Source organism: Leclercia sp. M50 (assembly GCF_037150775.1).
Lineage (GTDB): Bacteria > Pseudomonadota > Gammaproteobacteria > Enterobacterales > Enterobacteriaceae > Enterobacter.
The window spans coordinates 25,278-45,536 of the sequence record NZ_JBBCPK010000006.1; the positions used below are offsets into that span (position 1 = coordinate 25,278).

20 protein-coding genes and 1 other annotated feature are annotated in these 20,259 nt (G+C 56.1%); of the genes, 15 read left to right on the forward strand and 5 right to left on the reverse strand.

Annotated elements, in window-relative coordinates; genetic code table 11:
* Positions 1-9 precede the first annotated feature (9 nt).
* On the forward strand, positions 10-657 hold the full coding sequence (gene gpmB, locus WFM46_RS02475) for a 2,3-diphosphoglycerate-dependent phosphoglycerate mutase GpmB (RefSeq protein WP_103178188.1): 648 nt from the start codon (positions 10-12) through the stop codon (positions 655-657).
* Here gpmB and robA read toward each other — a convergent pair.
* On the reverse strand, positions 654-1,523 hold the full coding sequence (gene robA, locus WFM46_RS02480) for an MDR efflux pump AcrAB transcriptional activator RobA (RefSeq protein ID WP_290503515.1): 870 nt from the start codon (positions 1,521-1,523) through the stop codon (positions 654-656). The genes gpmB and robA overlap by 4 nt on opposite strands.
* A gap of 212 nt (positions 1,524-1,735) precedes the next feature.
* Between robA and creA the strand changes: the two genes are divergently transcribed.
* From creA to creD, 4 genes are read left to right on the forward strand one after another with little or no spacing between them, the layout of a single operon-like run.
* Complete coding sequence (gene creA, locus WFM46_RS02485; RefSeq protein WP_103178190.1) at positions 1,736-2,206, forward strand: protein CreA; 471 nt, start codon at positions 1,736-1,738, stop codon at positions 2,204-2,206.
* Positions 2,207-2,220: 14 nt separating this feature from the next.
* On the forward strand, positions 2,221-2,910 hold the full coding sequence (gene creB, locus WFM46_RS02490) for a two-component system response regulator CreB (RefSeq protein WP_103178191.1): 690 nt from the start codon (positions 2,221-2,223) through the stop codon (positions 2,908-2,910).
* Positions 2,910-4,334, forward strand: a complete 1,425-nt coding sequence (gene creC, locus WFM46_RS02495) for a two-component system sensor histidine kinase CreC (RefSeq protein ID WP_156237761.1) — start codon at positions 2,910-2,912, stop codon at positions 4,332-4,334. The genes creB and creC overlap by 1 nt, the downstream gene beginning before the upstream one ends.
* A 58-nt stretch (positions 4,335-4,392) precedes the next feature.
* Entirely contained in the window at positions 4,393-5,742 is a 1,350-nt protein-coding gene (gene creD / locus WFM46_RS02500; protein WP_103178193.1) for a cell envelope integrity protein CreD, read from the forward strand.
* Positions 5,743-5,787: 45 nt separating this feature from the next.
* On the opposite strand, the gene arcA is transcribed toward creD, so the two are convergent.
* Positions 5,788-6,504 carry a two-component system response regulator ArcA gene (gene arcA / locus WFM46_RS02505; RefSeq protein WP_039030451.1) on the reverse strand — a complete coding sequence of 239 codons (717 nt, stop codon included), beginning with the start codon at positions 6,502-6,504 and terminating at the stop codon, positions 5,788-5,790.
* Between the two features lie 95 nt (positions 6,505-6,599).
* On the opposite strand from arcA, the gene yjjY reads away from it, so the two are divergent.
* The 7 genes from yjjY (at position 6,600) to WFM46_RS02540 (ending at position 13,452) form a co-directional block, all read left to right on the forward strand.
* Entirely contained in the window at positions 6,600-6,740 is a 141-nt protein-coding gene (gene yjjY, locus WFM46_RS02510; protein WP_001541509.1) for a protein YjjY, read from the forward strand.
* Between the two features lie 399 nt (positions 6,741-7,139).
* A complete protein-coding gene (locus WFM46_RS02515) occupies positions 7,140-7,826 on the forward strand; it encodes a tRNA/rRNA methyltransferase (protein ID WP_336997010.1) in 687 nt (228 codons plus the stop codon).
* 212 nt (positions 7,827-8,038) lie between these two features.
* Complete coding sequence (thrL, locus tag WFM46_RS02520; RefSeq protein ID WP_103181027.1) at positions 8,039-8,107, forward strand: thr operon leader peptide; 69 nt, start codon at positions 8,039-8,041, stop codon at positions 8,105-8,107.
* Positions 8,046-8,164 (forward strand) — a sequence feature (Thr leader region). (Overlaps the previous gene by 62 nt.)
* A gap of 25 nt (positions 8,165-8,189) precedes the next feature.
* The gene (gene thrA, locus WFM46_RS02525) at positions 8,190-10,652 is read left to right on the forward strand and encodes a bifunctional aspartate kinase/homoserine dehydrogenase I (RefSeq protein WP_336997011.1); all 2,463 of its coding nucleotides are present in this window, start codon (positions 8,190-8,192) and stop codon (positions 10,650-10,652) included.
* A gap of 1 nt (position 10,653) precedes the next feature.
* The gene (gene thrB / locus WFM46_RS02530; protein WP_336997012.1) at positions 10,654-11,583 is read left to right on the forward strand and encodes a homoserine kinase; all 930 of its coding nucleotides are present in this window, start codon (positions 10,654-10,656) and stop codon (positions 11,581-11,583) included.
* A 3-nt stretch (positions 11,584-11,586) separates the two neighbouring features.
* A complete protein-coding gene (gene thrC / locus WFM46_RS02535; RefSeq protein ID WP_103178197.1) occupies positions 11,587-12,873 on the forward strand; it encodes a threonine synthase in 1,287 nt (428 codons plus the stop codon).
* A 291-nt stretch (positions 12,874-13,164) separates the two neighbouring features.
* Entirely contained in the window at positions 13,165-13,452 is a 288-nt protein-coding gene (locus WFM46_RS02540; protein ID WP_336997013.1) for a DUF2502 domain-containing protein, read from the forward strand.
* A gap of 30 nt (positions 13,453-13,482) precedes the next feature.
* On the opposite strand, the gene yaaA is transcribed toward WFM46_RS02540, so the two are convergent.
* Both yaaA and WFM46_RS02550 read right to left on the reverse strand, forming a co-directional pair.
* On the reverse strand, positions 13,483-14,256 hold the full coding sequence (gene yaaA, locus WFM46_RS02545) for a peroxide stress protein YaaA (protein WP_336997014.1): 774 nt from the start codon (positions 14,254-14,256) through the stop codon (positions 13,483-13,485).
* A 66-nt stretch (positions 14,257-14,322) separates the two neighbouring features.
* Positions 14,323-15,753 carry an alanine/glycine:cation symporter family protein gene (locus tag WFM46_RS02550; protein ID WP_103178200.1) on the reverse strand — a complete coding sequence of 477 codons (1,431 nt, stop codon included), beginning with the start codon at positions 15,751-15,753 and terminating at the stop codon, positions 14,323-14,325.
* A 261-nt stretch (positions 15,754-16,014) separates the two neighbouring features.
* Between WFM46_RS02550 and tal the strand changes: the two genes are divergently transcribed.
* From tal to WFM46_RS02565, 3 genes are all read left to right on the forward strand, one after another.
* Positions 16,015-16,968, forward strand: coding sequence for a transaldolase (gene tal / locus WFM46_RS02555; protein WP_103178201.1), 954 nt, complete (start codon positions 16,015-16,017; stop codon positions 16,966-16,968).
* Between the two features lie 111 nt (positions 16,969-17,079).
* On the forward strand, positions 17,080-17,667 hold the full coding sequence (gene mog / locus WFM46_RS02560; RefSeq protein WP_103178202.1) for a molybdopterin adenylyltransferase: 588 nt from the start codon (positions 17,080-17,082) through the stop codon (positions 17,665-17,667).
* A 123-nt stretch (positions 17,668-17,790) separates the two neighbouring features.
* On the forward strand, positions 17,791-19,080 hold the full coding sequence (locus WFM46_RS02565) for an MFS transporter (protein ID WP_156653895.1): 1,290 nt from the start codon (positions 17,791-17,793) through the stop codon (positions 19,078-19,080).
* Positions 19,081-19,107: 27 nt separating this feature from the next.
* Here WFM46_RS02565 and WFM46_RS02570 read toward each other — a convergent pair whose 3' ends face one another.
* Positions 19,108-20,244: an ABC transporter substrate-binding protein gene (locus WFM46_RS02570; protein ID WP_336997015.1), complete on the reverse strand. Its 1,137-nt coding sequence runs from the start codon at positions 20,242-20,244 to the stop codon at positions 19,108-19,110.
* Positions 20,245-20,259: the final 15 nt, after the last annotated feature.

Consider the following 20,259-nt stretch of genomic DNA (forward strand, 5'->3'; position numbering starts at 1 on the left):
AAAAAAAGCATGTTACAGGTATACCTTGTTCGCCACGGTGAAACGCAGTGGAACGCCGAGCGACGTATTCAAGGCCAGTCAGACAGTCCACTCACTGCCAAGGGCGAACATCAGGCCTGGCAGGTTGGCGAACGTGCCAAAACATTGGGCATCACCCACATCATCGCCAGCGATTTAGGTCGCACGCGACGCACAGCGGAGATTATCGCGCAGGCCTGCGGTTGCGATGTCACCGTGGATGCCCGCCTGCGTGAGCTGGATATGGGCGTGCTGGAACAGCGTCTTATCGATACCCTGACGGAAGAAGAAGAGTCCTGGCGTCGTACGCTGGTTAACGGCAGCGAAGATGGCCGTATTCCACAAGGCGAATCGATGCTGGAACTGAGCGAGCGTATGCATGCGGCACTGGCAGCCTGCCTGGATCTTCCCGAGGGTAGTCGGCCATTGCTGGTGAGTCACGGGATGGCGTTGGGTTGTCTGGTCAGCACCATCCTTGGGCTTCCGGCCTGGGCTGAACGTCGCCTGCGTCTGCGTAACTGCTCGCTTTCCCGCATCGACTATCAGCAAAGTCCGTGGCTGGCTTCAGGCTGGATTGTGGAGATGGCAGGGGATATCTCGCATCTCGATGCCCCTGCGTTAGATGAGCTACAGCGTTAACGGCGGATAGGAATCAGGTATTCGCAGCGCAGGTCGATTGGGCGTTCTTCCGGTCTCACATCCGTTGACGGATAGTAACGCTCAATATCCTGCCCCTTTCTGCGGTTCAGGTTCAGCATCGGCATGCAGGTGCCGTACACCGTCATGATAAAGTCCTGCACGCCGGTACCCAGCCCTTCATAGGTGAACATCACATATTCGCCGCCTTCCAGCACGACCGGTTTCGACCCCTGAATATAGCCATTGGCCATTTCCGGCGTTAATGCGGTGGTATAGAACACTTCCTGCTCGTCATCTTTTTCCAGGCTTGGACGCGTCTCGTTCAGGCCATACAGCAGCGGCGGAATGGCCGGCGCATGGCTGAGGAAATCACGCCAGAACTGAACGCGCATCTGATGACGGAATTCGGAGATCTGTTCCAGCGAGCAGGAGTAGCTTTGCGTCGTGCCGACCAGATGCGTCTCTGGCAGAGTGACGAACTCATGCTGAGGCAGGGTGAACTCGCCAAGGCGCAGCGGCGGGCACATACCGAATGAACTCCAGTCCGGGGAGCGGCGGTAGAGCGCAGGGGTCAACGAGAACTGTTTTTTGAACGCGCGGGTAAAGGTCTGCTGTGAATCAAAGCGGTACTGTAAGGCGATATCCAGAATTGGACGCGCAGTCAGGCGAAGCGCCACGGCGGACTTGGAGAGGCGACGTGCGCGGATATAGGCGCCAATGGCATGACCGGTGACATCCTTAAACATCCGCTGTAAATGCCACTTAGAATATCCCGCTTTTGCCGCCACATTATCGAGTGACAACGGCTGATCCAGATGGCCTTCCAGCCAGGTAAGAAGATCGCGAATAATTCCAGCCTGATCCATATACTATCCTCATCCTTTAAACAGCAGATACCCTGCTAACAGGTTAGCGGATAATAGCATTTTTTGATGTTTTAGCATTCAGTGTTTTTTTTGCGCTTAAATGCGATTTTCCTTGTTATCCAGGGAGATATTTTCTAATGCTGTGATCTTGCTGCTTTTTTTATATCATTGTTGAATAATTACGCAGTTCAATCTTCAAATATGGTAACAATATGAAATACAAGACATTGATCGTTATGACGCTGCTGTTATTAGTGGGGCGCGCCGTGCAGGCCGAGGAGATTGGCTCTGTCGATACCGTGTTCAAAGTTTTCGGGCCGGACCATAAAATTGTTGTCGAAGCTTTTGACGATCCCGATGTAAAGAACGTGACCTGCTATATCAGCCGGGCAAAAACGGGCGGGATAAAAGGGGGCCTTGGGTTGGCGGAAGACACCTCCGACGCGGCGATCTCCTGTCAGCAGGTGGGGCCGGTTGAGCTGAGCGACAAGATCAAAAACGGTAAGGCGCAGGGCGACGTGGTGTTCCAGAAACGCACCTCGCTGGTGTTCAAAAAACTGCAGGTGGTGCGTTTCTATGATGCGAAACGTAACGCGCTGGCTTACCTGGCCTACTCGGATAAGGTCGTTGAAGGTTCACCGAAAAACGCGCTGAGCGCGGTGCCCATTATGCCGTGGCATTAATTCAGGGACACGCCATGCAGCAACCTGTGGTCTGGCTGGTTGAAGACGAAATCAGCATCGCCGATACGCTGATCTACATGCTCCAGCAGGAGGGATTTGCGGTAAAGGCCTTTGAACGTGGCCTTCCGGTGCTGGAGGAAGCGCGCCGACAAAGCCCGGCGCTCGCCATCCTGGACGTGGGGCTGCCGGATATCAGCGGTTTTGAGCTCTGCCGTCAGCTGCTGGCCCGGCATCCTTCGCTACCGGTGCTGTTCCTGACGGCCCGCAGCGATGAAGTGGACAAGCTGCTCGGCCTGGAGATCGGCGCCGATGATTACGTCGCCAAACCCTTCTCGCCCCGGGAAGTGTGCGCCCGGGTGCGGACCATTTTACGGCGCATGCAAAAGTCCGCTGCGCCTTCAGAGATTGTCCGTATCGGCGAGTTTGAACTGAATGAACCTGCCGCCAGAATCAGCTGGTTTGGTGAGCCATTACCCCTGACACGCTACGAGTTCCTGCTGCTTAAAACGCTGCTGAACGCGCCGGGCCGCGTCTATTCCCGCCAGCAATTGATGGATAAAGTCTGGGGAGAGGAGGGCGACAGCTTCGATCGCACCGTGGATACCCATATTAAAACCCTGCGCGCCAAGCTGCGGGCCGTGAATGATCAGCTTTCCCCTATCAGCACCCACCGCGGCATGGGTTATAGCCTGGGATTATATTAATGCGCATAGGCATGCGGCTGTTGCTGGGATACTTCCTTATTGTGGCCATCGCCGCGTGGTTTGTGCTGTCGATCTTTGTTCAGGAGATCAAGCCCGGCGTGCGCAGGGCAACCGAAGGCACGCTGATTGACACCGCGACGCTGCTGGCGGAAGTGGGGCGAGACGATCTGCTCGCAGGCAACCCGCAGGAGGGCAAGCTGGCGCAGGCCTTTTCCCGGCTCCACCAGCGCCCGTTTCGCGCCAATATTGGCGGCATTCATAAAGTGCGTAACGAATATCACGTCTACATGACCGATGCCCGCGGCCGGGTGGTATTTGATTCCGCCGGCCTGGCCGTGGGGAAGGATTACGCGCGCTGGAACGACGTCTGGCTGACGCTGCGCGGGGAGTATGGCGCCCGCAGCACGCCGAGCGATCCGCAGGATCCGGAGAGTACGGTCATGTACGTTGCCGCGCCGGTGGTCGATCGGGGCAAGATTATCGGCGTATTGTCGGTTGGCAAGCCCAATAGCGCGATGGCGCCGGTGATCCAGCGCAGCGAGCGACGGATCCTGTGGGCCGGCGGCGCGCTGCTAGGGATTGCGTTGCTCATTGGTCTGGCGGTGGCCTGGTGGATCAACCGCTCGATTAACACCCTGTCGCGCTATGCCGACTCGGTGACCAATGATACCCCGCTACCGTTGCCCGATCCGGGCAGCAGTGAACTGCGCAAACTGGCGCAGGCGCTGGAGAACATGCGTGTTCGTCTGGAGGGAAAAAATGATATCGAAAATTATGTGCATGCGCTCACCCACGAACTGAAAAGCCCGCTGGCCGCGATCCGCGGTGCGGCGGAGATCCTGGCAGAGCAGCCCCCGCCGCAGGTGGCGGCGCGGTTTATTGATAATATCCTGGCGCAAAACGCGCGCATGCAGTCGCTGGTTGAAAAACTTCTCGCTCAGGCCAGGCTGGAAAACAGGGTCGAGATCGTTCCGGTCAGTGTCAGCATTGATGAGCTGTTCACACGCCTTGCCGATGCGCGCGCGGCGACGCTGGCCTCCCGAAACATCACTCTGAACTGGCAAAGGAGCGGGTGCTGCGTGGAGGGCGATGCCGATCTGCTTGAGCAGGCGCTGGGCAATTTACTGGATAACGCTATCGACTTTACCCCGCCGGGTGGGGCGATCCAGCTTGCCGCTACGCAGGCGTTCAGGCAGGTCACCATCACCGTGACGGATAACGGAAGCGGCATCCCGGATTATGCGCAGGCGCGAATCTTTGAGCGCTTCTACTCCCTCCCGCGCGAGAACGGGTTGAAAAGTAGCGGGCTGGGGCTGGCCTTTGTGCTGGAGGTGGCGCGTCTGCATCAGGGGAGCATCGATCTGCGAAACCGGACTGACGGCGGCGTGACGGCCACCCTGATACTTCACCGTCCCTTCACATAACTTCAAACTGACCCCACATAGCCTGGTTAGGCTCTCCTCATCACAAAGGAGACCTGATATGAAATCCCCCCTGTTCTGGAAAGTCAGCACCCTGTTGGGGTGCATTCTGCTGTTACTCATCCCACTGATGCTGGTGGGCAATCTAATTTCGGAGCGTGAGAGCTATCGCAACGAGGTCGAAAACACCCTTCGCCAGAGTACCAGCGGTCCGCAGCAGCTGGTGGGCCCGCTGATCGCCATTCCGGTAACGGAGATCTATTACAAACAGGAAGAGGCGAAAAAGGTGGAGTATAAGAAGCGTTATATGCACTTCATCCTGCCGGAGACGCTACTGGTTGAGGGCAATCAGCACGTGCAAACGCGCAATATCGGCATCTATGACGGACAAATCTGGAATACCGATCTCAACATTAAGGCGCAGTTTACGACGGAAAAACTGGCGGAGTTGCAGGGGGAGACGATGACGCTCGGCAAGCCGTTTATCGTGGTCGGCGTCGGGGATGCGCGCGGGATAGGGGCAGTGAGCATCTCAAAAATCAATGGTGAGACGTTAAGCATCGAGCCTGGCGCCGGGGTGTACGGGGCGTTATCCGGCATTCACATCCCACTGACCGACAACGCGCTGGCGGCAAAAACCGTCTCGCTGGAGATGTCGCTCAATCTGGCCGGTACCGGCAGCTTTGCCGTGGTTCCAGTGGGACGTAACAGCGAAATGACCCTGAACAGTAACTGGCCGCACCCGAGCTTTATGGGCAATTACCTGCCGGTTAAGCACGAAATTAGCGCGTCTGGTTTCCAGGCAAACTGGAAAAGTAGCTGGTTTGCGAACAATCTTGCGGGCTGGTTCAACGACAACGAGATCCCTGAATGGAGTGCGATCCCGGCGTTTAGCGTCACGGTGGCGACCCCCGCGGATCAGTATCAGCTGACCGACCGCGCGATTAAGTACGCCATTTTACTGATTGCTTTGACGTTTATGGCCTTCTTCGTCTTTGAAACTTTAACCGGATTGCGGCTGCACCCGATGCAGTACCTGCTGGTGGGACTGGCGCTGGTGCTGTTCTATCTGGTGCTACTGGCGTTGTCTGAGCATGTGGGCTTTACACCCGCATGGATTATCGCCAGCCTGGTAGGGGCGCTAATGAACGGCGTCTATCTGCAGGCAGTGCTGAAAAGCTGGAAACGCAGTGGCCTGTTTGTGCTGGCGCTGCTGGGGCTGGACGTGGTGATGTGGTTCCTGCTGCGTTCAGAAGAGAGTGCGTTGCTGCTGGGCTCTGCGGTGCTGGTGCTGGCCCTGTTCGCGGTAATGTATCTCACGCGCCACTTTGACTGGTACTCGCTCTCCCAGCCGAAGCGCACGGCGCCATCCGGGTCATCGGATAAAGATACGATGCGGTTATGGAAATAAAAAAAACGGCGCCAGGGCGCCGTTTTTTATGACTTATGTGCAGAATTATTCCTGCAGGTCGCCGCAGAAACGATAGCCTTCACCATGAATGGTGGCGATGATTTCTGGTGTATCCGGCGTGGATTCGAAATGTTTACGAATACGGCGGATAGTCACGTCAACGGTACGGTCGTGTGGCTTCAGCTCACGGCCGGTCATTTTTTTCAGCAGTTCTGCACGGGACTGGATCTTGCCCGGGTTTTCGCAGAAGTGCAGCATGGCGCGGAATTCGCTGCGCGGCAGTTTATACTGGTCGCCCTGAGGGCTCACCAGAGAACGGCTATTGATATCCAGTTCCCAGCCGTTGAATTTGTAGCTCTCTACGCTACGACGCTCTTCGCTGACCGTGCCCAGGTTCATGGTGCGGGACAGCAGATTGCGTGCACGAATGGTTAACTCGCGTGGGTTAAACGGTTTGGTGATATAGTCATCCGCGCCGATTTCCAGGCCAAGAATTTTATCAACTTCGTTGTCGCGGCCGGTCAGGAACATTAACGCAACGTTCGCCTGTTCACGCAGTTCACGTGCCAGCAGAAGGCCGTTTTTACCCGGCAGGTTGATGTCCATGATAACCAGGTTGATATCATTTTCAGAAAGGATCTGATGCATCTCTGCGCCATCGGTCGCTTCAAAGACATCGTAGCCTTCTGCTTCGAAAATGCTCTTTAACGTGTTGCGTGTTACCAACTCGTCTTCAACGATAAGAATGTGCGGGGTCTGCATGTTTGCTACCTAAATTGCCAACTAAATCGAAACAGGAAGTACAAAAGTCCCTGACCTGCCTGATACATGCCACAAATTAACATGACCGGCGTAACGTGACTAAAGTACGTAATTGCGTTCTTGATGCACTTTCCATCAACGTCAACAACATCATTAGCTTGGTCGTGGGTACTTTCCCTCTGGACCCGACAGTGTCAAAAACGGCTGTCATCCTAACCATTTTAACAGCAACATAACAGGCTAAGTGACACCAGACACCCAATAAAACTACGCTTCGTTGACATATATCAAGTTCAATTGTAGCACGTTAACAGTTTGATGAAATCATCGTAGCGGATCGCTAGCCTTTGTCACAAATTTTCAACAAACCAACTAGTTGCGACCGTTAATTAATAAACAAGGTGAATCCAATGTCAACATTGAACCTGAGAAATCATTATCATTATTAAACATAGGGATAAGTATTGTTCATTAACATTATCGCTTAAAGTTCATTCACGAAATAGTTTAGTATTTTTAATTTGTCGTGAAATGCTATTTCAGTGATTTCTGTTACGAATTTGTAAATTCGTGATGCGTAATATGATGATGTGTATCACATTTTTATCGGCTAACTGCCTAAAAAGAGAGCATAAATGCATTTGTCTATCGTACTGGTATCCCCAGCAAGAGCAGAAAATATCGGCGCCGCCGCACGGGCAATGAAGACCATGGGGTTTACCGATTTACGAATCGTTGCCAGCGACGCGCACAACGAACCTGCGGCGCGTTGGGTTGCCCATGGATCTGGAGATATCTTAGATAATTTAACGACTTACGAAACGCTGGCCGACGCGCTGCACGATATCTCTTATACCGTCGCTACCACCGCACGCAGCCGATCTAAGTTTCATTACTACGCCACGCCCGCTGAACTGGTGCCGTTACTGGCAGAAAAAAGCCAGTGGCTGCCCAACATGGCGCTGGTTTTTGGCCGGGAAGATTCCGGCCTGACGAACGAGGAACTGGCACTCGCAGACGTGCTGACCGGCGTGCCGATGGTGGCAGATTATCCGTCGCTAAATTTAGGTCAGGCCGTGATGGTGTACTGCTATCAATTAGCATCCTTGATGCAAAATCCTGCTCCACCTCCGGCTGAGGTGGATGAAAACCAGCTTTCTGCTCTGCGTGCGCGTACCGAACGCCTGCTGACCTCGCTGAATATCGCCGACGATCAAAAAATGGCGGAGTGGCTACAGCAGCGGTTAGGTCTGTTAGGTCAGCGAGACACGGCAATGTTGCACCGATTACTGCACGATATCGAAAAAAAACTGACAGAGTAAAATGCTGTCATACTTTTTTGTTATGGTTGAATGTTCCAAAAAGCGTACTGCGCACGGTCCGATCCGGACGGAAATAAAAACTCAGGCAGAGATACGTGAAAGGGCCGGAAAATGTGATCAAATTAGAAATTCGTTGACTTACCGGCACGTATGCTTTAACCAATAGGGTCAGACAGCACAGACAGATAATAATGACAGAGTACACAACATCCATGAAACGCATCAGCATCACCACCATTACCACCACCATCATCATTACCACAGGTAACGGTGCGGGCTGACGCGTACAGGAAAGAAAAGAAAAAAGCCCGCACCTGAACAGTGCGGGCTTTTTTTTCGGCTAAAGATCACGAGGTAACAACCATGCGAGTGTTGAAGTTCGGCGGTACATCAGTGGCAAATGCAGAACGATTTCTGCGTGTTGCCGACATCCTGGAGAGCAATGCCAGGCAGGGGCAGGTGGCGACGGTTCTCTCTGCCCCGGCTAAAATTACCAATCACCTGGTGGCGATGATTGAAAAAACCATCGGGGGTCAGGATGCACTGGTGAACATCAGCGACGCTGAGCAGATCTTTGCCAGCCTGCTACAGGGCCTGGCGGATGCACAGCCTGGCTTTCCTCACGCCCAGCTGAAAGCCTTCGTTGAGCAAGAGTTCGCTCAGATTAAACACGTTCTGCATGGTATCAGCCTGTTGGGGCAGTGCCCGGACAGCATCAACGCGGCGCTGATCTGCCGCGGCGAAAAACTCTCTATCGCCATTATGGCGGGTCTGCTGGAAGCCCGTGGTCATAACGTCACGGTGATCGATCCCGTCGAAAAACTGCTCGCTGTTGGCCATTACCTCGAATCTACCGTAGATATTGCCGAATCTACCCGTCGCATTGCGGCAGGAAAAATTCCTGCCGACCATATGATCCTGATGGCGGGCTTCACCGCCGGGAATGAAAAAGGGGAGCTGGTGGTGCTGGGCCGTAACGGCTCCGACTATTCCGCTGCCGTGCTGGCTGCCTGCCTGCGCGCCGACTGTTGTGAGATCTGGACTGACGTCGACGGCGTCTATACCTGCGACCCGCGCCAGGTGCCCGATGCCCGCCTGCTGAAGTCGATGTCTTATCAGGAGGCGATGGAGCTCTCCTACTTCGGGGCCAAAGTGCTTCACCCGCGTACTATCGCCCCTATCGCCCAGTTCCAGATCCCCTGCCTGATTAAAAACACCGGTAATCCACAGGCGCCAGGCACGCTGATTGGCGCCAGCAGCAATGAAGATGGCCTGCCGGTAAAAGGTATCTCCAACCTCAATAATATGGCGATGTTCAGCGTCTCCGGGCCAGGCATGAAAGGGATGGTTGGCATGGCGGCGCGCGTGTTTGCGGCCATGTCGCGCAACGGCATCTCGGTGGTGTTAATTACCCAGTCCTCTTCTGAATACAGCATCAGCTTCTGCGTTCCGCAGGTGGACTGCCTGCGCGCCCGCCGTGCGCTGGAAGAGGAGTTCTATCTTGAGCTGAAAGAGGAGCTGCTGGAGCCGATGGCGATTCAGGAGCATCTGGCGATCATCTCCGTAGTCGGTGACGGTATGCGCACCCTGCGTGGTATCTCCGCGAAGTTCTTTGCGGCGCTGGCGCGGGCGAACATCAATATTGTCGCCATTGCCCAGGGCTCATCGGAGCGCTCCATCTCCGTGGTAGTGAATAATGATGATGCGACCACCGGCGTGCGCGTCACCCACCAGATGCTGTTTAACACTGACCAGGTGATCGAGGTGTTCCTGATTGGCGTCGGCGGCGTCGGCGGTGCGTTACTGGAGCAGCTGAAGCGCCAGCAGGAGTGGCTGAAGAAAAAGCATATCGATCTGCGCGTCTGCGGCATCGCTAACTCAAAAGCCCTGCTGACTAACGTCCACGGACTGAATCTGGAGAACTGGCAGGCAGAGCTGGCGGAAGCGAAAGAGCCGTTTAACCTTGGCCGCCTGATCCGCCTGGTCAAAGAGTACCATCTGCTGAACCCGGTGATCGTCGACTGTACCTCCCACCAGGCGGTGGCCGATCAGTATGCCGACTTCCTGCGTGAAGGCTTCCACGTGGTGACGCCAAACAAAAAGGCCAACACCTCGTCGATGGATTACTACCATCAGATGCGCCACGCGGCGGCAAAATCCCGCCGTAAGTTCCTGTACGACACCAACGTCGGCGCCGGGCTGCCGGTTATCGAAAACCTGCAAAACCTGCTCAATGCCGGGGATGAACTGCAGCGTTTCTCCGGCATCCTGTCGGGCTCGCTCTCCTTTATCTTTGGCAAGCTGGACGAAGGCATGAGCCTGTCGGAAGCGACCAAAATGGCGCGTGAGCTGGGCTACACCGAGCACGATCCCCGTGACGATCTCTCCGGCATGGATGTGGCGCGCAAGCTGCTGATCCTCGCCCGCGAAACGGGGCGTGAGCTGGAGCTGTCGGATATCGTCATCGAACCGGTTCTGCCGGAGAGTTTTGACCACGCTGGCGATGTCGCCACCTTTATGGCGAATCTGCCGCAGCTGGATGACGCTTTCGCCTCCCGGGTGGCAAAAGCCCGTGATGAAGGCAAGGTATTGCGCTATGTTGGCAACATTGAAGAAGATGGCGTCTGCCGTGTCAAAGTGGCGGCGGTAGACGGTAACGATCCGCTCTTCAAAGTGAAAAACGGCGAAAACGCCCTCGCGTTTTACAGCCACTATTATCAGCCTCTGCCGTTGGTCCTGCGCGGCTATGGCGCGGGAAATGATGTGACGGCGGCGGGCGTGTTTGCCGATCTGCTGCGTACCCTGTCATGGAAGTTAGGAGTTTAATATGGTCAAAGTTTATGCCCCGGCTTCCAGCGCCAATATGAGCGTCGGGTTTGATGTGCTGGGTGCGGCGGTGACGCCAGTGAATGGCGCATTGCTGGGTGATACGGTTACGGTAGAAGCGGCGAATAGCTTCAGTCTGAACAACGTGGGACGCTTCGCCAGCAAGCTGCCGAGCGAACCGCGCGAAAATATTGTCTATCAGTGCTGGGAGCGTTTTTGTCAGGAGATCGGTAAAAACGTCCCGGTCGCCATGACGCTGGAAAAAAGCATGCCGATTGGCTCCGGGCTGGGTTCCAGCGCCTGTTCCGTCGTCGCTGCGCTGGTGGCGATGAACGAACATTGCGGCAAGCCGCTGAATAACACCCGCCTGCTGGCCCTGATGGGCGAGCTGGAAGGGCGCATCTCCGGCAGCATTCATTATGATAATGTCGCCCCCTGTTTCCTGGGCGGCATGCAGTTGATGATCGAAGAGAACGGCATTATCAGCCAGCAGGTGCCAGGCTTTGATGAGTGGCTATGGGTGCTGGCCTATCCGGGCATCAAAGTGTCGACCGCGGAAGCGCGCGCTATTCTGCCGGCGCAGTATCGCCGTCAGGACTGCATCGCCCATGGCCGTCATCTGGCAGGCTTTATTCATGCCTGCTATACCCGTCAGCCAGGGCTTGCAGCAAAACTGATGAAAGATGTTATTGCCGAGCCGTACCGCACTAAACTGCTGCCTGGCTTTGACGAGGCACGCAGCGCCGCACTGGATATTGGCGCACTGGCCTGCGGCATCTCCGGTTCCGGACCGACCCTGTTTGCGCTGTGCGACAAACCGGATACGGCTGAGCGGGTGGCAGGTTGGCTGGAGAAAAATTACCTGCAAAATCAGGAAGGCTTTGTTCATATTTGCCGTCTGGATACGGCGGGCGCACGAGTACTGGGATAAACGATGAAACTCTACAATCTTAAAGATCATAACGAGCAGGTAAGCTTTGCACAGGCAGTAACGCAGGGGCTGGGCAAAAACCAGGGGCTGTTCTTCCCGCACGATCTGCCAGAATTCGGTTTGACCGAAATTGACGAGATGCTGAAGCAGGATTTCGTCACCCGCAGCACCAAAATTCTCTCGGCGTTTATCGGCGACGAGATCCCACCAGAGCTGCTCGAAGAGCGCGTTCGTGCGGCCTTTGCCTTCCCGGCACCGGTAAGCCAGGTCGAGCCGGATGTCGGCTGCCTTGAGCTGTTCCACGGTCCGACGCTGGCGTTTAAAGATTTTGGCGGCCGCTTTATGGCGCAGATGCTGACTCACATCAGCGGCGATAAGCCAGTAACCATCCTGACGGCTACCTCTGGCGATACCGGGGCGGCGGTCGCGCATGCCTTCTACGGCCTGAAAAACGTCCGCGTCGTGATCCTCTACCCGCAGGGTAAAATCAGCCCGCTGCAGGAAAAACTCTTCTGTACGCTCGGCGGCAACATTGAAACCGTCGCTATCGACGGGGATTTCGATGCCTGTCAGGCGCTGGTTAAGCAGGCCTTCGATGATGAAGAGCTGAAAGTGGCGCTGGGTCTGAACTCCGCCAACTCCATCAACATTAGCCGCCTGCTGGCGCAGATCTGCTATTACTTCGAAGCGGTGGCCCAGCTGCCGCAGGAAGCGCGTAATCAACTGGTGATCTCGGTGCCGAGCGGCAACTTTGGCGATCTGACAGCTGGCCTGCTGGCGAAGTCTCTGGGCCTGCCGGTGAAACGCTTTATCGCGGCCACCAACGCCAACGACACCGTTCCCCGCTTCCTGAAAGAGGGCAAGTGGACGCCAAATGCGACGCAGGCCACCCTGTCTAACGCGATGGATGTGTCACAGCCTAATAACTGGCCGCGTGTGGAGGAGCTGTTCCGCCGTAAAATCTGGCGTCTGAATGAGCTGGGCTACGCTGCGGTGACTGACGAAACCACCAAAGAGACAATGCGTGAGCTGAAGCAACTGGGCTACGTCTCTGAACCGCATGCCGCGGTGGCGTATCGCGCCCTGCGCGATCAGCTGAACCCGGGCGAGTACGGCCTGTTCCTCGGCACCGCGCACCCGGCGAAGTTCAAAGAGAGCGTGGACGCGATCCTGGGCGATTCCCTGCCGCTACCGAAAGAGCTGGCCGAACGTGCCGATCTGCCGCTGCTGTCGCACAACCTGCCGGCCGATTTTGCGGCGCTGCGTAAGTTGATGATGACGCGCGGGTGATTGTTTGTTGCCGGGTGGCGCTTCGCTTACCCGGCCTACACGAGCTCGAATTGTAGGCCCGGCAGGCACAGCGCCGCCGGGCATCAGGCCGCACAATCCAGCCGGGGACGCCTCTGCGTTACCCGGCTTTTTTATGGAGAAATTAAGGAGAGAAATAGCAGGGAAAAAGTAGAAATTCCCAATAAATGCGGACACTTACAGAATAGGATTGCAGAGAATAACATCCTGCCTATCCCTCACGTAATCTCCTTACATCGGCCCACAACGGGCAGGATGAATAAGGAGTAACCTATGTCGAAACTGAAACCTGTGCTGATCGCGCTTTCTCTGATGCTGGTGGCTCCGATGGCGGCTCAGGCCTCTGAAATCACTCTGGTACCGGCGGTCAAACTGCAAATTGGCGATCGGAATAATCGTGGACACTACTGGGATGGCGGGCACTGGCGTGACCATGACTGGTGGAAATCTCACTACGAGTGGCGGGACAACCGCTGGCATCCGCATGGCGAGCATCACGATAATCACCATCACGATCGCCATGATGACCACCGTCCGGGACCGGGCTGGAAGCATCACTAAGATTTCCCCGCCGGGCGGCGGGGAAGGTGATTACTGCTCGTGACGCTTAAACACCATTTCGCCTTTCCCTGACGCTTCCTCGTCAAAGAAATAGCCTTCGCTGTCGAATGCTTTCAGTTGCTCTGGCTGGGTCAGACGGTTTTCAATGATGTAGCGGCTCATCAACCCGCGGGCTTTTTTGGCGTAGAAGCTGATCACTTTGAATTTGCCATTCTTCTCGTCCAGGAAGACCGGCTTGACGATCTCCGCATTCAGCTTTTTCGGTTTGACCGATTTGTAGTACTCATCCGATGCCAGGTTGATCAGGACGTTGTCGCCCTGCGCCTTCAGCGCCGCGTTCAGCGTGTCGGTGATGGTCTCGCCCCAGAACTGATAGAGATCTTTCCCTCTCGCGTTTTCCAGGCGGATCCCCATCTCCAGGCGGTAAGGCTGCATCAGATCCAGCGGGCGCAATACCCCGTACAGGCCGGAGAGCATGCGCAAATGCTGCTGGGCAAAATCAAAGTCCGCTTCGCTAAAGGTTTCTGCCTGCAGGCCGGTATAAACATCGCCTTTAAAAGCGAGAATCGCCTGACGCGCGTTGGATGGGGTGAAATCGGGCTGCCAGTCGTGAAAACGGGTGGCATTCAGATCCGCCAGCTTGTCGCTGATGTTCATCAGGGTCGCAATTTGCGGAGCCGAAAGCTTACGCGCCTCGCGGATCAGCTGTTGCGAGTGATCCAGCAGTTCCGGCTGGGTATAGCGCTCGGTGGCAAGCGGGCTCTGGTAGTCGAGCGTTTTGGCAGGTGAAATCAGAATCAGCATATCCAGTCCTTGCAGAAGAATGAGTGCGACTTTAGCAAAAAAAACGCCCTGGGTGATCGATGGCTGTTATTGACGCGGCAAATCATCCCAGGCGCCGGGGGCGAGCTGTGCTTCAATCTCGGGATAACGCGAGACATCAAAGACCGGCTGGACACCCAGCTTGCGCTGACGCAGATAGTCCCGGGCAATCAGGGTCACCACCGGGGAGAGCAGCAGGATAGCCGTCAGGTTGGCGATGGCCATCAGGGCCATGATGATATCCGCCAGCTGCCAGACCGTCGGCAGGCTTAACAGCGATCCGAGCAGCACCATCAGCACAACGCCGCCCCGTAATACCCAGCGCGATCGCCGGGCATCGGGATGCAGAAAGATCAGGTTATTTTCGGCATAGATGTAATTCACCACGATGGAGCTGAACGCGAACAGGATGAGGATAAACCCGACGAATCCCGCTCCCCAGCCCCCGGTCAGGTTTATCAGGGCCTGTTGCAGCAGCTGTATGCCTGCGGTATCTGCCGGCAGATCCATAGGCCCTGCCAGCAGCACAATCATGGCGCTGGCGGTACCGATAATGATGGTATCGACGAAGACGCCGATCATCTGCACCAGTCCCTGAGAGGCCGGGTGAGGGGGACAGGAGGCGGCGGCTGCGGCGGCATTCGGGGTTGAACCCATGCCCGCTTCGTTGGAAAACATGCCGCGCTGGAAACCTGCCGTCAGGGCCTGGCTCAGGGTGTAGCCCAGCGCCCCGGCGGCCGCTTCGCGCCAGCCAAAGGCGCTTTTGACGATCAGGCTGAAGACGGCGGGTAACTGTCCGGCATGCCAGACGCAAATGACCAGGCTGCTCATGACCCACAGCAGCGCCATCGTCGGCACCATCCACTGCATCAGCCGGGCGACGCCTTTGATGCCGGTGACGATCGCCAGCAGCGTGAACGCGGCCAGCATGCCGCCGGTGATGATTTCCGGGCAGTCGAAGGCGAAGCGCAGCGCATGGGCCACCGAGTGGGCCTCGACGGTGTTAAAAATAAGACCGTAGGCGACGAGCAAAAAGAGTGAAAAGAGCACGCCCATCCAGCGCATGCCGAGGCCCCGGGCCATGTACCAGGCCGGGCCACCGCGAAATTGCCCCTGTTTATCCGCTTCCTTATAAAGCTGCGCCAGCGAGCACTCTGCGAAGGAGGTCGCCATGCCGATAATGGCGGTCATCCACATCCAGAATATCGCCCCCGGGCCGCCAGCGGAGATGGCCAGCGCGACTCCGGCCAGGTTACCGCTACCGAGCCGGGCCGCCAGACTGGTGCAGAGCGCCTGGAATGAGGTTAAGCCTCCCGGCTGGGGGCTCAGGCTATTTTTCAGATTAATGCGCAGTTGAGGAAGGGAGCTAAATTGAATAAACCCGCTGCGAACAGTGAACCAAAGACCTGCCGCAAAAAGCAGGTATATCATCACCGAACCCCACAGAATTTCATTAATAAACGACAGATAATCAGGCACTAACGTCCCTCGTGTTGATGCCAAAGTGCATAGGTAATCGCTTCGAGCGATTGAACAAACAGTGAATGGGTAATCTGTTAATTTGCTGAGTTTATCACAGTATCTTTCAGCGCATTGTCTGCGGTTGCGCTGACCTTCCGTCGTGTTATCATCAGGGCAGACCGGTTACATCCCCCTAACAAGTAAACCTGTCATTTTTCCGTTTCTGGCATCTTGCTGGTAACGCGAATTATCCAGGGCAAGTTAAAGAGAAACACTATCATGACGGATAAATTAACCTCCCTTCGTCAGTTCACGACTGTTGTCGCTGACACCGGAGATATCGCGGCAATGAAGTTGTACCAGCCGCAGGATGCCACAACGAACCCTTCTCTGATCCTTAACGCTGCACAGATCCCTGAATACCGTAAACTGATCGACGATGCCGTTGCCTGGGCGAAAAGCCAGAGCAGCGATCGCGCACAGCAGGTAGTGGATGCTACCGACAAACTGGCTGTGAACATCGGTCTGGAGATCCTGAAACTGGTTCCGGGCCGCATCTCCACTGAAGTGGATGCGCGTCTGTCCTACGACACCGAAGCGTCCATCGCGAAAGCCAAACGCCTGATCAAGCTGTACAACGATGCGGGTATCAGCAACGACCGTATCCTGATCAAACTGGCTTCCACCTGGCAGGGCATTCGCGCTGCAGAGCAGCTGGAAAAAGAGGGCATCAACTGTAACCTGACCCTGCTGTTCTCCTTCGCGCAGGCGCGTGCGTGTGCAGAAGCGGGCGTCTACCTGATCTCGCCATTCGTGGGCCGTATTCTGGACTGGTACAAAGCCAACACCGATAAGAAAGAGTACGCGGCAGCGGAAGATCCGGGTGTGGTTTCCGTTACCGAGATCTACGAGTACTACAAACAGCACGGTTATGAAACCGTGGTGATGGGCGCAAGCTTCCGTAACGTGGGCGAGATCCTGGAACTGGCTGGCTGTGACCGTCTGACCATCGCCCCTGCGCTGCTGAAAGAGCTGGCAGAAAGCGAAGGCGCAATCGAGCGTAAGCTGAGCTTCAGCGGTGAAGTGAAAGCCCGTCCAGAGCGCATCACTGAATCTGAGTTCCTGTGGCAGCACAACCAGGATCCAATGGCGGTAGACAAACTGGCGGACGGTATCCGTAAGTTTGCCATCGACCAGGAAAAACTGGAAAAAATGATCGGCGACCTGCTGTAATCATTCCAGCGTGACCGGGCTCCCGGTCACGCTACCTTTCTCATACCCTGTCTGAATCGCCTTCCTGCGTGTATCATTCCCCTCAATCTGTATTGTTTGAATGGAATGGATATGAATACCTTACGCATTGGCTTAGTTTCCGTCTCAGATCGCGCCTCCAGCGGTGTCTATGAAGATAAAGGCATCCCCGCGCTGGAAGCCTGGCTGGCGTCTGCCCTGACTACGCCGTTTGAAGTACAAACCCGTCTGATCCCCGACGAGCAGGCCGTGATTGAGCAAACCCTGTGTGAACTGGTGGATGAAATGAGCTGTCACCTGGTGCTGACAACCGGCGGTACCGGTCCGGCACGACGCGATGTGACCCCGGACGCAACGCTTGCCGTCGCCGACCGTGAAATGCCGGGCTTTGGCGAACAGATGCGCCAGATCAGTCTACACTTTGTGCCAACGGCCATCCTGTCACGCCAGGTCGGTGTGATCCGCAAGCAGGCGCTTATCCTCAATCTCCCGGGCCAGCCGAAGTCGATTAAAGAGACGCTGGAAGGCGTTAAAGAGGCTGACGGCAAAGTGGTGGTGGCGGGAATCTTTGCAAGTGTACCGTATTGTGTACAGCTTCTGGAAGGACCTTACGTCGAAACCGATCCGCAGGTAGTAGCAGCTTTTCGCCCTAAAAGCGCGAGACGTGAAACAATATCCTGAAATTAACCAGAATGTGACATAAGCTGTAACGGCAGTAGCGTGCTGATTGATTTACGGTATAGTAATTTTTTCTTTACGATAGCTGTAAATGTAACTCAACAATTCAGCCCAGAATGGTTCGCTATGTCACATTACAACCGGCCCCTCAATCGACAGGATTATAAAACCCTCACGCTTGCCGCACTCGGCGGCGCGCTGGAGTTTTATGACTTCATCATTTTCGTCTTCTTCGCCGCTGTCGTCGGGGAGCTATTCTTCCCGGCTGACATTCCCGAATGGCTGCGTCAGGTTCAGACCTTTGGCATTTTCGCCGCCGGTTATCTGGCGCGCCCGCTGGGCGGCATCGTGATGGCCCACTTCGGCGATCTGGTCGGGCGCAAGAAGATGTTCACCCTCAGCATCCTGCTGATGGCGGTACCTACCCTGGCGATTGGCCTGCTGCCTACCTATGCCTCCATGGGCATTCTCGCGCCGGTCCTGCTGCTGCTGATGCGTATTCTGCAGGGGGCGGCGATCGGCGGTGAAGTACCAGGGGCATGGGTATTTGTGGCGGAACATGTTCCGGCCCGGCGGATCGGCATTGCCTGCGGCACACTGACCGCAGGACTGACCGTCGGCATTCTGCTGGGCTCGGTGGTGGCGACGCTGGTGAATACCAGCATGACCCAGCAGGCGGTACACGACTGGGGCTGGCGTATTCCATTCCTGCTGGGCGGCGCGTTTGGTCTGGTCGCCATGTATCTGCGCCGCTGGCTGCAGGAGACACCGGTATTCCTTGAGATGCAGCAGCGTAAGACGCTGGCGCAGGAGCTGCCGGTGAAAGCGGTGGTGGTGCGGCACAGAAAGGCAGTGGTGGTGTCAATGCTGCTCACCTGGCTGCTCTCGGCGGGTATCGTGGTGGTGATTTTGATGTCGCCGGTCTGGCTGCAAAAACAGTATGGCTTTGCGCCGGCGGTGACGCTGCAGGCTAACAGCATCGCCACCATCATGCTGTGCTTTGGCTGCCTGATTGCCGGGCTGGCGGTGGATCGTATCGGCTCCAGCCTGACCTTTATTATTGGCAGCCTGCTGCTGGCCGGGTCGAGCTGGGCGTTTTACCATCTTGCGGGTAGCCATCCTGAACAGCTGTTCCTGCTGTATGGCACCGTGGGGCTTTGCGTAGGTGTGGTGGGGGCTGTGCCGTATGTGATGGTCCGCGCCTTCCCGCCTGAGGTGCGCTTCACCGGGATTTCATTCTCCTATAACGTCTCGTACGCCATCTTCGGCGGCCTGACGCCGGTTGCCGTAACCCTGCTGATGGGGATATCGCCGATGGCGCCCGCCTGGTATGTGCTGGCGCTCTCGTTGATGGGACTGGCGCTGGGGATCTGGCTGCGCCAGAAACCGGTAGAAGTACCGGTCCTCGCGGGATAGCAAAATGCCGGGCTGGGCCCGGCATTTTTATGAGTGCGAAGGGGTGTAGCTCAGGATGATGTTCTCATCCGGGATATGGGTGAAGTCAGCGATAATCGCGTGGTAATCCGCCTGTGGATCCATGTCGTTAAAGAGTGCTGGATAGAAAATTTTACTCAACGCCTCGATGGCGACGATGTTGTATGGGTTGTTATAGAAGTGGTGATACAGCGCCCCGGTATGACCCTGCGCTACCGCTGGAATAGCGGCAACCCCCTGACGCGCCACAAGCGCATTGAACGCTGCGGTGACCTTCTCTGCCGGGACGTTATAGCCAAACGGGATAATGGCCGAGCCTTTGCCCGGACGCTTAGAGCCGGTCATCAGGTAGTAGTCCGGGTTGAGGGCGATGATTTTTTCCACCGAAACATTCCCGCTCGCCCCAGGCAGCAGCTGTGAGCCTATGTTGGTGCCACCCGCCGCTTCAACCAGTCCCCCCCAGCCGTTACGCGCATGGGTAAAACAGCAGCCATTATCCAGCCCGCCAACACCGGCGATCGGTTCGATAAAGACCAGCGGTTGTTTGCTGACGGTCGCCAGACGCTGGTGGATTTTATCCAGACGCTGTTGATAGAAATCGATGTAGGCTTGCGCGCGTTCGGTCTGACCCAGCACCTGGCCCAACAGGGCGATACTCGGCAGGGTATTCTTTACCGGATGCAGCTCGTAATCCACGAAGAGGACCGGAATGTGCAGGGCCTCGAGCTTCGTCAGTACGCCAGATTGCACCAGCGACGGTTTAGCGCGAAGCTGGGCGATCATCAGGTCCGGCTGGCGGGAGAGCACCGTTTCGAGATCGACATTGCCCTGGTCGGAAAACTTCATGTCGAGGATCTTCTCCGCTTCTGGCCATTTCCGCTTCAGTACGTTCCAGGTTTCGGTATCCTGCTTTTTCGGCAGATTGTTCCACGCCACCACCCTGGCGAACGGGTTCTCGCGCACCAACAGCGCCAGCGCGAAGATGTCGCGCCCGTCCTGCAAAATGATGCGCTGCGGTTCGTGTTCCACCGTCACCGTGCGGTTATCCATATCCTTGACCGTCACGGGCCAGCTTTGCGCCTGGGCGATAAGCGGGGCAATGAAGAGTGCCAGCCCCCCGGCGGCTGCGATGAGTTTTTTTAGCATCCTGTTTTCCATCTC

Excerpts from the sequence above, each read along its gene's own strand:
- gpmB (WP_103178188.1), top strand. The coding sequence starts at position 10 with ATGTTACAGGTATACCTTGTTCGCCACGGTGAAACGCAGTGGAACGCC.
- yaaA (WP_336997014.1), bottom strand. The coding sequence starts at position 14,256 with ATGCTGATTCTGATTTCACCTGCCAAAACGCTCGACTACCAGAGCCCG.
- robA (WP_290503515.1), bottom strand. The coding sequence starts at position 1,523 with ATGGATCAGGCTGGAATTATTCGCGATCTTCTTACCTGGCTGGAAGGC.
- thrC (WP_103178197.1), top strand. The coding sequence starts at position 11,587 with ATGAAACTCTACAATCTTAAAGATCATAACGAGCAGGTAAGCTTTGCA.
- thrB (WP_336997012.1), top strand. The coding sequence starts at position 10,654 with ATGGTCAAAGTTTATGCCCCGGCTTCCAGCGCCAATATGAGCGTCGGG.
- creD (WP_103178193.1), top strand. The coding sequence starts at position 4,393 with ATGAAATCCCCCCTGTTCTGGAAAGTCAGCACCCTGTTGGGGTGCATT.
- WFM46_RS02570 (WP_336997015.1), bottom strand. The coding sequence starts at position 20,244 with ATGCTAAAAAAACTCATCGCAGCCGCCGGGGGGCTGGCACTCTTCATT.
- WFM46_RS02540 (WP_336997013.1), top strand. The coding sequence starts at position 13,165 with ATGTCGAAACTGAAACCTGTGCTGATCGCGCTTTCTCTGATGCTGGTG.
- tal (WP_103178201.1), top strand. The coding sequence starts at position 16,015 with ATGACGGATAAATTAACCTCCCTTCGTCAGTTCACGACTGTTGTCGCT.
- WFM46_RS02515 (WP_336997010.1), top strand. The coding sequence starts at position 7,140 with ATGCATTTGTCTATCGTACTGGTATCCCCAGCAAGAGCAGAAAATATC.
- creB (WP_103178191.1), top strand. The coding sequence starts at position 2,221 with ATGCAGCAACCTGTGGTCTGGCTGGTTGAAGACGAAATCAGCATCGCC.
- mog (WP_103178202.1), top strand. The coding sequence starts at position 17,080 with ATGAATACCTTACGCATTGGCTTAGTTTCCGTCTCAGATCGCGCCTCC.
- creA (WP_103178190.1), top strand. The coding sequence starts at position 1,736 with ATGAAATACAAGACATTGATCGTTATGACGCTGCTGTTATTAGTGGGG.
- thrA (WP_336997011.1), top strand. The coding sequence starts at position 8,190 with ATGCGAGTGTTGAAGTTCGGCGGTACATCAGTGGCAAATGCAGAACGA.
- creC (WP_156237761.1), top strand. The coding sequence starts at position 2,910 with ATGCGCATAGGCATGCGGCTGTTGCTGGGATACTTCCTTATTGTGGCC.
- arcA (WP_039030451.1), bottom strand. The coding sequence starts at position 6,504 with ATGCAGACCCCGCACATTCTTATCGTTGAAGACGAGTTGGTAACACGC.
- WFM46_RS02565 (WP_156653895.1), top strand. The coding sequence starts at position 17,791 with ATGTCACATTACAACCGGCCCCTCAATCGACAGGATTATAAAACCCTC.